General features: G+C 61.4%; 15 protein-coding genes. 7 read left to right on the forward strand and 8 right to left on the reverse strand.

Annotation, left to right across the window (positions count from 1 at the left end):
• Positions 1-6 precede the first annotated feature (6 nt).
• The 3 genes from N8H74_RS20305 to N8H74_RS20315 form a co-directional block, all read right to left on the reverse strand.
• Positions 7-417, reverse strand: coding sequence for a translation initiation factor 2 (locus N8H74_RS20305; RefSeq protein ID WP_262149798.1), 411 nt, complete (start codon positions 415-417; stop codon positions 7-9).
• Between the two features lie 120 nt (positions 418-537).
• Positions 538-837 carry a YciI family protein gene (locus N8H74_RS20310; protein ID WP_217832253.1) on the reverse strand — a complete coding sequence of 100 codons (300 nt, stop codon included), beginning with the start codon at positions 835-837 and terminating at the stop codon, positions 538-540.
• A 1-nt stretch (position 838) separates the two neighbouring features.
• The gene (locus N8H74_RS20315; RefSeq protein WP_217832252.1) at positions 839-1,435 is read right to left on the reverse strand and encodes a septation protein A; all 597 of its coding nucleotides are present in this window, start codon (positions 1,433-1,435) and stop codon (positions 839-841) included.
• A gap of 87 nt (positions 1,436-1,522) precedes the next feature.
• Here N8H74_RS20315 and N8H74_RS20320 point away from each other — a divergent pair, with 87 nt between their 5' ends.
• The 7 genes from N8H74_RS20320 (at position 1,523) to arfB (ending at position 9,239) form a co-directional block, all read left to right on the forward strand.
• A complete protein-coding gene (locus tag N8H74_RS20320; protein ID WP_262149801.1) occupies positions 1,523-2,386 on the forward strand; it encodes a PHP domain-containing protein in 864 nt (287 codons plus the stop codon).
• 13 nt (positions 2,387-2,399) lie between these two features.
• The gene (locus N8H74_RS20325; RefSeq protein WP_217832250.1) at positions 2,400-3,029 is read left to right on the forward strand and encodes an L-threonylcarbamoyladenylate synthase; all 630 of its coding nucleotides are present in this window, start codon (positions 2,400-2,402) and stop codon (positions 3,027-3,029) included.
• A 120-nt stretch (positions 3,030-3,149) separates the two neighbouring features.
• The gene (locus N8H74_RS20330) at positions 3,150-3,848 is read left to right on the forward strand and encodes a ScpA family protein (protein ID WP_217832277.1); all 699 of its coding nucleotides are present in this window, start codon (positions 3,150-3,152) and stop codon (positions 3,846-3,848) included.
• An 11-nt stretch (positions 3,849-3,859) separates the two neighbouring features.
• Positions 3,860-4,867 (forward strand): SMC-Scp complex subunit ScpB, encoded by a 1,008-nt coding sequence (gene scpB, locus N8H74_RS20335; protein WP_262149804.1) that lies wholly within the window; start codon positions 3,860-3,862, stop codon positions 4,865-4,867.
• Positions 4,868-5,066: 199 nt separating this feature from the next.
• Positions 5,067-6,278, forward strand: coding sequence for a 23S rRNA pseudouridine(2605) synthase RluB (gene rluB / locus N8H74_RS20340; protein ID WP_262149806.1), 1,212 nt, complete (start codon positions 5,067-5,069; stop codon positions 6,276-6,278).
• A 996-nt stretch (positions 6,279-7,274) separates the two neighbouring features.
• Positions 7,275-8,693, forward strand: coding sequence for an amino acid permease (locus N8H74_RS20345; RefSeq protein ID WP_262149808.1), 1,419 nt, complete (start codon positions 7,275-7,277; stop codon positions 8,691-8,693).
• Positions 8,694-8,825: 132 nt separating this feature from the next.
• Complete coding sequence (gene arfB / locus N8H74_RS20350; protein ID WP_262149810.1) at positions 8,826-9,239, forward strand: alternative ribosome rescue aminoacyl-tRNA hydrolase ArfB; 414 nt, start codon at positions 8,826-8,828, stop codon at positions 9,237-9,239.
• Here arfB and N8H74_RS20355 read toward each other — a convergent pair.
• From N8H74_RS20355 to N8H74_RS20375, 5 genes are all read right to left on the reverse strand, one after another.
• Positions 9,236-10,423: an MFS transporter gene (locus N8H74_RS20355; RefSeq protein ID WP_262149812.1), complete on the reverse strand. Its 1,188-nt coding sequence runs from the start codon at positions 10,421-10,423 to the stop codon at positions 9,236-9,238. The genes arfB and N8H74_RS20355 overlap by 4 nt on opposite strands.
• 102 nt (positions 10,424-10,525) lie before the next feature.
• Positions 10,526-10,708, reverse strand: coding sequence for a hypothetical protein (locus N8H74_RS20360; RefSeq protein WP_217832244.1), 183 nt, complete (start codon positions 10,706-10,708; stop codon positions 10,526-10,528).
• Positions 10,709-10,779: 71 nt separating this feature from the next.
• Positions 10,780-10,914: a hypothetical protein gene (locus N8H74_RS20365; RefSeq protein WP_262149814.1), complete on the reverse strand. Its 135-nt coding sequence runs from the start codon at positions 10,912-10,914 to the stop codon at positions 10,780-10,782.
• A gap of 203 nt (positions 10,915-11,117) precedes the next feature.
• Positions 11,118-12,311: an amino acid aminotransferase gene (locus tag N8H74_RS20370; protein WP_262149816.1), complete on the reverse strand. Its 1,194-nt coding sequence runs from the start codon at positions 12,309-12,311 to the stop codon at positions 11,118-11,120.
• Positions 12,311-12,667, reverse strand: a complete 357-nt coding sequence (locus tag N8H74_RS20375) for a 4a-hydroxytetrahydrobiopterin dehydratase (protein ID WP_213027921.1) — start codon at positions 12,665-12,667, stop codon at positions 12,311-12,313. Before N8H74_RS20375 ends, N8H74_RS20370 begins: the two co-directional genes overlap by 1 nt.
• Positions 12,668-12,754: the final 87 nt, after the last annotated feature.

The following is a 12,754-nucleotide window of genomic DNA, read 5'->3' on the forward strand; positions in this document are numbered from 1 at the left end:
ACTCACTCAATTTAGCCATTGCCGACGTGTTCTACGTCCACCGCTGGCAAAGATACCGCAGAGCAGAGCCAATAGCGCTACTCCGGCACCGGTGACGAACCATTGCTGCTGATCGGTCAGCAGGCGCGGCAGCGGGCTTGCCTGGGCTTCCTTGAGTTGCAGCTTCAGGCGCTGGTTCTCCTGGCGCAGCCGCGCCAGTTGGGCGCTTTCGCGTTCATTGTCGGCATTTTGCAGTTGTTTGCTCAGTTCTTCCCGCTGCTGCTCGCTGGCCTTCAGGCGCTGCTGCAACTCGGTGATCTGACTGCCGACGCTCAACGACAACGGCGTGGAATTGCCGCCTTCGCTGCCTTCCTCACCATGGGTGGGCGCCACGATCGACAACGTGACCAACATCAGACACAACGGACCCTTGCGCATCGCGACTCCTGCTTCCAAATGGATATTGGGCAGGTTGTCGGCCGGCAAACGAGAATAATGAGCGATTGAGAACGCGATGAACCGACAAGGTTCATCGCGTGGGGAGATTTGTTGCGCAGGTTACGGCAGGACTTGCTTGAACGGCTTGACCACGACACTGGCGTAGACGCCGGCGGCGATGTACGGGTCGGCATCGGCCCAGGCCTGCGCGGCGCTCAGGGAGTCGAATTCGGCGACGATCAGGCTGCCGGTGAAACCCGCCGCGCCCGGATCATTGCTGTCGACCGCCGGGTTGGGACCGGCCAGCACGATGCGGCCTTCGCCCTTGAGCACTTGCAGACGTTCCAGGTGCGCCGGGCGCGCGGCGAGGCGGGCGTCCAGGGAGTTGGCGACGTCGGTGGCAACGATTGCGTAGAGCATGTCAGTCCTCGGTTTTTGGCGTTGTGGTATCGGCGTCGTGCAGGTGACGGGACAGGTAGATGCCCTGACCGACCAGGAACAGCACGGTCATGCCCAGGCTGCCGAACACCTTGAAGTCCACCCAGATGCTCTGGAAGGTGAAGGCGACGAACAGGTTGGCGGCACCGCAGAACAGGAAAAAGGCGATCCAGGCGATATTCAGGCGGGTCCAGACCGGATCCGGCAGGGTCAACGCGTGGCCCATGATGCGTTTGATCAGCAGGCGGTCACCGATGAAGTGGCTGCCGATGAAGGCCAGGGCGAACAGCCAGTTGACCACCGGGGCTTTCCATTTCAGGAAGGTTTCGCTGTGGAAGGCCAGGGTCAGGCTGCCGAAGACCAGGCAGGCGATCAGGGTCAGCCACTGGCTCTTCTCCAGCTTGCGCTGCTTGATGAACAGCGCGCCGTACACCACCAGAGAGCTGACGATCAGCATCGCGGTGGCGCTGTAAATACCGCCTACAGTCAATTCATGGCCGGCCACGTCGACGCTGCGCGGATCGAGTTTGTAGACGATGAAGAACAGCAGGAGCGGGATGAAATCGATGAATTGTTTCACAGTAAGAGCCAGAAGCTGGATGTGGCGGCATAATAACAAACATATGGGCGCGCGATAGCGCCAGCTGATTTGAGGTTACAACTCCCCGTGAATGTTGATTTGCACTGCCACAGCACGGCCTCCGATGGCGCCCTGGCGCCGACGGCACTGGTTGCGCGGGCGTTCGAGAACGGCGTGCAAATGCTGGCCCTGACCGATCACGACACGGTCGAAGGCCTCGACGAAGCGCGCAGCGCCGCGCAGAAACTGGGCATGCACCTGATCAACGGTGTCGAGCTGTCCTGCACTTGGGGCGGCGCCACCATTCATGTGCTGGGCTACGGTTTCGACGTCAATGCCGCGCCACTGGTCGAGGCCATCGCCAAACTGCACGATGGCCGCTGGCTGCGGTCGGAAGAGATAAGCCGCAAGCTTTCGCTCAAAGGCATGCCCGGCGCGCTCGAAGGCGCCCGGCAGATCCAGCAGGAACTGGGCGACAGCGGTAACGCGCCGGCCCGTCCGCATTTCGCCGACTGGATGGTGCGCGAAGGTTTTGTGAAGGATCGCGCCGAGGCATTCCGCAAATGGCTCGGCGCCGGCAAGCTGGGCGACGTCAAGCAGCACTGGCCGAGCCTGGAAGACACCGTCGGTACGCTGCGCGATTCCGGTGCCTGGGTCAGCCTGGCGCATCCGTGGCACTACGATTTCACCCGCAGCAAGCGCCGAAAGCTGATTGCCGACTATATTCAAGCGGGCGGGCAAGCGCTGGAAGTGGTCAACGGTTATCAGCCTGCGGAGCAGGTGGGCAGCCTGGCGATCCTTGCCCGAGAGTTCGGTCTGCTGGTCAGCGCCGGCAGTGATTTCCATGGCCCGGGTGGCTGGTCCGAGATCGGCCAGTACCGGCCGCTTCCCGAGGACCTGCCGCCCCTGTGGCGCCGGTTCAAACATGACCCAGTTATTGCCGCCGTCTGAACAGGTAGAGAATGTGAGCCAATTTTTCCAGATACATCCGGAAAACCCGCAAGCGCGCCTGATCAAACAGGCCGTCCAGATCATCCGCAACGGCGGGGTGGTGATTTATCCCACGGACTCTTCCTACGCTATCGGTTGCCAGATCGGCGACAAGACCGCCATCGAGCGCGTCCGGCGCCTGCGTCAACTGGATGAAAAGCACAACTTCGCGCTGATTTGCAGCGACCTGTCGCAACTGGGCAACTACGCCAAGATCGACACCGGCACCTTCCGCATCCTCAAGGCCCATTTGCCGGGGCCGTACACCTTCATTCTCAACGCCACCCGCGAAGTGCCACGGCTGTTGCTGCACCCGAAGAAGCGCACCATCGGTTTGCGGGTGCCGAGCCATCCGATTGCCCTGGCCCTGCTCGCCGAACTGGGTGAGCCGCTGATGAGCGTGACCCTGATCATGCCCGGTGAGGACGATCCGCTGAGCGATCCCTACGAAATGCGTCAGTTGCTCGAGCATCAGGTCGACCTGATCATCGACGGCGGTTTCGGCGGGATCAAGGCGTCCACCGTGATCGACCTGACCGGCGACGACCCGGAAGTGGTGCGCGTCGGTTGCGGCGATCCGGCTCCGTTCATGGTCGAGGCCTGAATGTCAGCAGTGGAAAACGTCGATCCCCAGGCCGGCGCCCAGCAGGAGCTGCCGTTTGCCATGGTCTATGGCCAGGCGGTCATGGAAATGCCGCTGGACCTGTACATCCCGCCGGATGCGCTGGAGGTGTTTCTCGAAGCCTTCGAAGGCCCCCTCGACCTGTTGCTGTACCTGATCCGCAAACAGAACATCGACATCCTCGATATCCCGGTGGCGGAAATCACCCGCCAGTACATGGGTTATGTCGAGTTGATGCAGTCGGTGCGCCTGGAACTGGCCGCCGAATACCTGGTGATGGCCGCGATGCTCGCCGAGATCAAGTCGCGGATGTTGCTGCCACGGGCCGAAACCGTCGACGACGAAGAGGACGACCCGCGCGCCGAACTGATCCGTCGTCTGCAGGAGTACGAGCGCTTCAAGGCCGCCGCCGAAGGCATCGACGGCTTGAGCCGGGTCGGCCGCGATGTGGTGGTGCCCAAGCTCGACGCCCCGGAGGCCCGCGCGCGCAAGCTGTTGCCCGACGTGGCGCTGGAAGAAATCCTGATGTCCATGGCCGAAGTGCTGCGCCGTGGCGACATGTTCGAAAGCCACCAGGTCAGCCGCGAGGCGCTGTCCACCCGCGAGCGCATGAGCGATGTGCTGGAGCGCCTCAAGGGCGGCGGCTTCGTGCCGTTCGTCGAGCTGTTCACCGCCGAGGAAGGCCGGCTCGGCGTGGTGGTGACCTTTATGGCGATCCTTGAACTGGTCAAGGAATCCTTGGTCGAGCTGGTGCAGAATGAGCCGTTCGCCGCGATCCACGTGCGAGCCCGAGCCGAATAACGAGTCGAAACATGAACCTGACTGAACCCCGCGAGCTGGCGCCCCTGCTTGAAGCCTTTCTGTTGGCCTCGGGAAAGCCGCAATCCCTTGAGCGTCTCTACGAACTGTTCGAAGAGGGCGAGCGGCCGGAGCCGCCGGTCTTCAAGAAAGCCCTGACCCTGCTGGGCAAGTCCTGTGAAGGGCGGGCGTTCGAACTCAAGGAGGTCGCCTCCGGCTATCGCCTGCAGATTCGCGAGAAGTTCTCGCCGTGGGTCGGCCGCCTGTGGGAAGAACGGCCGCAACGCTACTCCCGAGCCTTGCTGGAAACCATGGCGCTGATCGCCTACCGCCAGCCGATCACCCGGGGCGAGATCGAAGATGTGCGGGGCGTGGCGGTCAACAGCAACATCGTCAAGACGTTGATCGAGCGCGAGTGGATTCGCATCGTCGGTTACCGTGACGTACCGGGCAAACCGGCGATGTTCGCCACCACCAAGGTGTTTCTCGATCACTTCAACCTGAAAAACCTCGAAGACCTGCCGCCACTGGCCGAACTGCGCGAGATGGAAACCGAGCCTGTGCTCGACTTTGACGACGCCCCGGTGCCGCGCAGCTTGCAGGAACTGGCCGACGCCAGCGCCGAACCCGACGAAGAACCGAAGGAAGAAACCAGTTTCCACACCTTGCTGCTGGAGCTGGACAGCATGGAGGAGGGGATCAAGACCGACTTCGACGATTTGCTGCGTGATGGGGAATCGCTGTCGGATGCGTTCGAAACGTCGCCGGATGCGTCGGTCGTTGCGGTCGAGCTGGAGGTTGGGGCTGAAGTCGAAGCTGAAGTCGAGGCTGAAGTCGAGGCCGAGCCAGAACCCGAACCCGAGGAAGACGTGCTGGGCGTCGCCGAAGCCAGGGAAAAGCTCCTGGCCGCCGTTGCCGCCCTTGAACAATCAACGCCCGAACCGGAATTGAGCGAAGAAGAAGCCGAAGCCCGCGCCCTGGCCGAAGCGATCGAAGCCGAACGTCGCGAGTTCGAAGACTGACCTGCTTGCGTCAGTCGCACACCGGTCGGCGGAAAATGAAATAACTGCGGGTTGATCGACTAGTCTCTGATGCGCGAACGAGCACATCCGCGTATGATTCGCGACCCTTCGGCGATCCCTTCGCCCGAAAACCTGTTTTTCAACGTTAGATTCAACGTTTCAGGCGCTGCCTGAAACGACCACACCGGGAGGTGCCCAGATGAGTGACATCAATCAGCAAGACGACCAGGAAATCCGTCCAGCAGGCGAAAAACTGCAGAAAGTCCTCGCCCGTATCGGCGTCGGCTCGCGCCGTGACGTAGAAGCGTGGATCAGCCAGGGCCGGATCAAGGTCAATGGCAACGACGCGACCCTCGGCTTGCGTGTCGACATGCACGACGCCATCAGCATCGATGGCAAGGTCATCAAGCGCGAAGAAGCCGCCGAATCGGTTCGCCGCGTCATCATGTACAACAAGCCTGATGGTGAAATCTGCACCCGTGACGACCCGGATGGCCGTCCGACCGTGTTCGACAAGCTGCCACGTCCGAAAGAAGGGCGCTGGATCAACATTGGCCGCCTCGACATCAACACCACCGGGCTGCTGATGTTCACCACCGACGGTGAACTGGCCAACCGCCTGATGCACCCGTCCTACGAGATGGACCGCGAGTATGCCGTGCGTGTACGCGGTGAAGTCGATGACGAGATGATCGACCGCCTCAAGGCCGGCGTTGTGCTCGAAGACGGCCCGGCGCGGTTCACCGACATCCAGCAGGCACCGGGCGGTGAAGGCTTCAACCACTGGTATCACTGCGTGGTGATGGAAGGCCGTAACCGTGAAGTTCGTCGTCTGTGGGAGTCCCAAGGGCTGGTGGTCAGCCGTCTGAAGCGCGTGCGTTTCGGTCCGGTGTTCCTCAACTCCGACCTGCCGATGGGCCGCTGGCGTGAAATGAGCCAGTACGAAGTCGACGTACTGAGCGCCGAAGTGGGTCTGACCCCGGTGGTCATGCCGCAAATGACCACCAAGAGCAAAGACAAGCTTGACCGCATGCAGCGCAAGTCGTCGCGTCCGATGGCGCGTGCTGATCGCGTACGTACGCTGCGTCCGGCCAATGGTGCTCCTGCTGCCGCCGGTCCGCGCCCGGTCCGTGAGCCGCAGATCGAAGGCGAGCGTCCAGGTCGCAAGCCGGCCGCGCGTCCGGATGGCGAGCGCGCTCCACGCGGTCGCACCGAGCGTGGCGAAGGCCGCGCGCCGGCCGGTCGTGGTACGCCGGTGGCGGATCGTCCAGCCGACACCAAGCGTCCGGCCAAGCCCGGTGTGAAGCGTCCAGGCCTCAAGCTCGATGACGACAAACCGTCGGGCAAGCGCCGTGGCGCGCCGGCCGGTTCGGGTCAGCGTCCGGGTTTCGGTCGCAAGAAGCCGGAATAAGGTAGCTGCAAGCTGAAGTGAAAACGCCAACCTCAGGGTTGGCGTTTTTTTTCGTCTGGCGTTTGTCTCTGGGTGTCTGTCCGGGCTTCTTCGCGGGCAAGCCCGCTCCCGCATTGGAGTGTGGTGCTGTTGTGGGAGTGGGCTTGCCCACGAAGAGGCCAGGCCTGGCAATTGCACTCTCAAAGTTGAAACGAGAGGCAGAACATATTTATTTAAAATTTAAATCCACTCTTCAAGCTCTCTTTTCTTCCCGAATTTTTCTTATTTAAAAAACAAAAAACAGATCTTTCAATTAGTTAGCAGGCTTTCTACCGCCCGCCTGTCGAGCCGTGCTCCTGGCTCAACGTGGAAAAAATTCGTTACACGGTGTCAGCGGATGTTTACGAAAAAACGTACTTCAAGCCGTGAATCCCATGGGCTGGCGGGCGTGTAAGGAAAACCTGCCGAAACCCCGTCCGCCGGGCCTTTCGCAGGGCTCTAAGCCGCTTGTTTCAAGCCCGATTGAAAGGTGAGATGCGCCCCATGCCTGTCGTGCAGGTGCATAACAAGAAGGAGGCGCAATGAACGCCGTTATCCATTTTCACTTCTCTACGTGGGGCGGATTTTCCATCGTCCACGCCGATGGTCTGCAAAGGCCTGACTCAATTTTTGCGGCCGCCCGGGCATCTCGAGGCGGACACATGCAATCCCGGCAACCGACACGCTGATCCGGCGGGTCTGGCAGCAGGGGGTTAGCGGTGTACAATGCGCCGCGTTTTACTGTGACCCCCTGCGTAATCGCGCAAACCGCAAGGCTATCCGCCTTGTTCATTCCGTCGCGTCACGAGCGTGTCGGGTTCGATTTCGTCACAGATAAAAACAAACAGGTGACGCATGACCGTTGTAAAAAAGCTGAACTCCTGGTGCCTGCGCTGGGGTTTGATCGGGGCTGCCTGAAATCGCAACCTTGCAGCAACGTCTACTGAACATCATCAAACCTTGCGTGAGACCTTTTTCATGAGTGGACAAAACTCGCAATCAGGCGAGCTGAAACGCGGCCTGAAAAATCGCCATATTCAACTGATCGCCCTCGGTGGCGCGATCGGTACAGGATTGTTCCTCGGCTCGGCCGGGGTGCTGAAATCCGCCGGCCCGTCGATGATCCTCGGCTACGCCATCTGCGGCTTCATCGCCTTCATGATCATGCGCCAGCTCGGCGAAATGATCGTCGAAGAGCCGGTGGCCGGTTCCTTCAGCCATTTTGCGCACAAGTACTGGGGCGGCTTCGCCGGCTTCCTGTCGGGCTGGAACTGCTGGATCCTGTACATCCTGGTGGGCATGTCGGAGCTGACAGCGGTCGGCAAATACATCCACTACTGGGCGCCGGACATCCCGAGCTGGGTCACCGCCGCCGCGTTCTTCGTGCTGATCAACGCGATCAACCTGGCCAACGTCAAGGTTTTCGGTGAAGCCGAATTCTGGTTCGCGATCATCAAGGTCGTGGCGATTGTCGGCATGATTGCCCTCGGCAGCTACCTGCTGGTCAGCGGCCACGGCGGCCCGCAGGCCTCGGTGAGCAACCTGTGGTCCCACGGTGGGTTCTTCCCCAATGGCGTCAGCGGTCTGGTGATGGCCATGGCGATCATCATGTTCTCCTTCGGCGGCCTGGAAATGCTCGGTTTCACCGCCGCCGAAGCCGACAAGCCGAAGACCGTGATCCCGAAAGCGATCAATCAGGTGATCTACCGGATCCTGATTTTCTACATCGGTGCGCTGGTGATCCTGCTGTCGCTGACCCCATGGGACAGCCTGCTGGAAACCCTCAACGCTTCGGGCGACTCGTACAGCGGCAGCCCGTTCGTGCAGGTGTTCTCGATGCTCGGCAGCAACACCGCCGCGCACATCCTCAACTTCGTGGTCCTGACGGCGGCGCTGTCGGTGTACAACAGCGGCACCTACTGCAACAGCCGCATGCTGCTGGGCATGGCCGAGCAGGGTGATGCGCCGAAAGGCCTGGCGAAAATCGACAAGCGCGGCGTTCCGGTGCGTTCGATCCTTGCCTCGGCAGCGGTGACGCTGGTGGCAGTGCTGCTCAACTACCTGATTCCGCAGCACGCGCTGGAACTGCTGATGTCGCTGGTGGTAGCCACCCTGGTGATCAACTGGGCGATGATCAGCTTCTCGCACTTCAAGTTCCGTCAGCACATGAACAAGACCCGCCAGAAGCCGCTGTTCAAGGCACTCTGGTATCCGTACGGCAACTTCATCTGCCTGGCGTTCGTGGTGTTCATTCTGGGCGTGATGCTGCTGATCCCGGGCATCCAGGTCTCGGTGTATGCGATTCCGGTGTGGGTCGTGTTCATGTGGGTCTGCTACGTGATCAAGAACAAGCGCGGTGCGCAGCAGGCACTGCACACGGCGGGCGCTACCAAATAAGCGTCAGATGCTGAAACGACAAACCCGGCCAATGTGCCGGGTTTGTCGTTTCTGAGCTTGATGCCGCTCCCTCTCCCACAGGAAACGGATCAATCAAGGTATCCTGCGAGTTCTGAATTCGGACGTTTTTCCATGCTGGTGATTTCCAACAACGTGCATCTGCCGGATGCCGAGATCGAGCTGACGTACATCCGCGCGCAGGGTGCCGGGGGGCAGAACGTCAACAAGGTTTCCAGCGCCGTGCACCTGCGTTTCGACATTCCGGCCTCGTCCCTGCCCGAGTTCTACAAGGAGCGGTTGCTGGCGTTGCGCGACAGTCGTATCACCAGCGACGGCGTGCTGATTATCAAGGCCCAGCAATATCGCACGCAGGAGCAGAACCGCGCCGATGCGCTGGAGCGCCTTGTCGAACTGATCCTCAGCGCCAGCAAGGTTGAAAAGAAACGCCGCCCGACCAAGCCGACCCTCGGTTCGAAGAAACGCCGCCTCGAGTCGAAAGCCAAGCGCGGCAATATCAAGGCCGGGCGGGGCAAGGTGGATTTCTAGTCCTCGCGATACTTCGCGGTGTGGCGGTACAGATAGATGCTCAACGCCAGGCCGCTTAACGCCGCCAGCGCCGCAAACAGAAAGATCGAAGCAAAGCCGAAGCCCGCCGCAATCGCCCCGGCCAGCGGCCCGGTGATCCCCAGCGACAAGTCGATGAACAGTGAGTAAGCGCCTACGGCCGCGCCCCGGCTGGAGGCCGGCACCAGATTCACCGCCTCCACCCCCAGCGCCGGGAACACCAGCGAGAAGCCGAAACCGCTCAACGCCGCTCCCGCCAGTGCCCACTGCGCATCCGGGGCCAGCCACAGCAGCAACAGGCCCAGGGTTTCCACCGACAGGCAGGCAATCGCCACGCGGAAGCCGCCGAGGCGATTGATCAGATTGCCGAACAGCAGCCGCGCGCCGATGAAGCTGGCGCCGAACAGGCTCAGGCACAGCACGGCGTTGTCCCAATGCTGTGTGGCGTAATACAGGGTTATGAAGGTGGCGATGGTGCCGAAACCGATCGAGCCCAGCGCCAGCCCGCAGCCGTGGGGGAAGACCCGACCCAGCACATGCATGAACGGCAGGCGCTCGCCGGCAACGATTGGTGCGGCGGTTTTCGGCCACGCCAGCAGCAGACCCAATGCAGCCAGCAAGATAATGCTGACGCCCATGCTCCACAGCCCCAGGCGGCTGACCAGCCACACACCCAGCGGCGCACCGACGGCCAGTGCGCCGTAACTGGCGATGCCGTTCCAGGAAATCACTTTGGCGGTGTTCGCCGCGCCGACCCGACCGATGCCCCAGCCAATCGATCCGGAACCGACCAGGCTTTCCGCGCTGCCCAGCACCAGACGGCCGATCAGCAGGCTGATCAGACTGAGCATTGGCACATGCGGTGTCCACGCCGAAATCAGCATGAACACACCGCTCAAGCCACAACCGGCCAGACCGATCATCACGGCGCGTTTGCTGCCCTTGTTATCGATGATCTTGCCGGCATACGGGCGGCTGAGCAGGGTGGCCAGGTATTGCACGCTGATCACCAGCCCGGCGATGACCGCGCCGAAGCCCAGATCACTGTGGACGTAGCCCGGCAAAACGGCGAGGGGAATGCCGATGTTGAGGTAGCCGATGAAGGTGAAGAGGACGATGGAAACGACTTGCAGCGTGACCGCCAGGGGGCGCTGAGGTTCTGACATTGGAAACGATCCACGGGAAGCAGGATTAGATAGGCTGCTTATGATACCGGCGCGGACGCGTCAGGGGCGGGGAAAAGTAAAACTATTTGCCGGGCGGTGGAATCAGGATTTGGCCGGTGCGACCAGTTGCGTGGTGACCAGCGCGGCGAGGGCATTTTCTTCCGTACCGAAGCGGGCGAGCAGGGCGGCCTGTTTCTCCGGGGAGAGGCGGTTCCAGATCTCGATCATTTTCTCGGTGGCGCCGATCAGGACTTCGGCTTGGCTGGCGGAGAATTCGTCGGTCATGGCGGGCTCGGTTTCAGGCAGTGTGGAAAGCGCATGTTAGCGCTTTCCACACGGTCTGTACGGCGGGTGTTTCAGTCTTCGCTGTCAGCCTTGCGGCTGTCAGTGGCTTCTTGTTTCGGCTCGGGCTGTTGGGCGCCGGCTTGTTGCGGGGTCGTCTGCTCAGGTACGTGCAGGCTTGGGAAGGGGAGATTGGGAATCTCGTGCATGGTTGCGCTCCTCGCTAAGTCTGTTGATAGATCTGGTAGATCCGCGCTTTCAGAAAGCTCGTGGAGGATACAGCAGGAAAAGTGACAAACAGATTTTTATATCCATTTGTTGCGACGGATGGGCTTGTCTAGACAGGTTTGTAAGGGATGCGCGAACGCCAATGTGGGAGCGGGCAAGCCCACTCCCACATCAGGTTTTGTGGCTACTGGCAGACCTTGGCGATTGCCTCGGCCAGCAGGTCCAGTCGTGTTGCATCGATACCGGCGACGTTGGCCCGGCCCGAGCTGACCATGTACACGCTGTGGTGGTCGCGCAGGTTTTTCACTTGTTCCGGCGACAGGCCGGTGTAGGAGAACATCCCGCGTTGCACGCCGATGTGGGCGAAGCGTTCGCGCAAGCCGTGAGGTTCCAGCGCTTCGACCAGGCCGCTGCGCAACTGGGCGATACGCAGGCGCATGGCTTCCACTTCGTCGGCCCAGCGGCTTTTCAGTTCCGGGTCGGCGAGGATGGTCGCCACTACCGCCGCGCCGTGATCCGGTGGCGTCGACCACAGGTTGCGGGCGATGTTGGCCAGTTGGCTGCGGATGTCGGTGAGCTTGTCGGCGGTTTTCGCACAGACGATCAGCGCACCGGTGCGGTCGCGGTACAGGCCGAAGTTCTTCGAGCAGGAACTGGTGATCAGCAGTTCCGGCAGTTCGGCGGCGAACAACCGGGTCGACCACGCATCCTGTTCCAGACCATCGCCAAAGCCCTGGTAGGCAAAGTCGATCAGTGGCAGCAGGTCGCGGCTGCGCACCACCTCCAGCACCCGGCGCCAGTCGTCGTGACTCAGATCGAAACCGGTCGGGTTGTGGCAGCAGGCGTGCAGCAGGACCACGTCACCTTTCGGTGCCTGGCTGAGCACGGCGAGCATCGCCTCAACATCGAGACGGTTGTCGCTGCCGACGTACGGGTAGTGACTGACCTTGACCCCGGCCGCCGCGAAAATCGTTTCGTGGATCGGCCAGGTCGGGTTGCTCAGCCACACGCCACGGCCCGGCAGGCACTGGGCGATGAAGTCGGCGCTCAGGCGCAGGGCGCCGGTGCCGCCCGGGGTCTGGGTGGCCCCGGCGCGTTGCGCGGCGATCAGCTTCGAGTCGGCGCCGAGCACCAGTTCATTGATGACCTTGCCGAACAACGGGTTGCCGTGGCCGCCGATGTAAGTCTTGGTGTCCTGGCTTTCAACCAGCCGCGCCTCGGCGATTTTCACCGCCTCGGGAATCGGCGTCAGGCCCTGGGCGTCCTTGTAGACGCCCACGCCCAGGTCGAATTTGCGCGGGTTGGAGTCCTGCGCGTACGCCTCCATCAAGCCGAGGATCGGGTCGCCGGGCACCCGGCCGATGGCGTCGAAGTGCATTACTTGCGTCCTTCTGCGGTTTTGGCCACTTCGTCGGTGCGCGCGGCCATGATGAAGTCATTGCGGTGCAGGCCTTTGATCGAGTGGCTCCACCAGGTCACGGTGACTTTGCCCCACTCGGTCAGCAGGCCCGGGTGATGACCTTCGGCCTCGGAGATTTCGCCCACTGCGTTGGTGAACGCCAGGGCGTGCTTGAAGTTCTTGAACAGGAAGACTTTTTCCAGCTGCATGATGCTGTCGCGTACTTCGATGTTCCAGTCAGGGATCTGCTTGATCAGGATCGGCAGTTCTTCGTCGCTGACTTGTGGCGCATCGGCGCGGCAGGCTTCGCAATGGGCTTGGTTCAAACTGGACATGGCATTTTTCCTGAGAAGGCGTGTTTTTCTTATAAGGGTTGAACGGGTCGTCAATGCCGCCAAGCTAAACCAAAGTGGCGGCCACTG

The sequence above is a fragment of the Pseudomonas sp. B2M1-30 genome (assembly GCF_025447575.1).
Lineage (GTDB): Bacteria > Pseudomonadota > Gammaproteobacteria > Pseudomonadales > Pseudomonadaceae > Aquipseudomonas > Aquipseudomonas botevensis.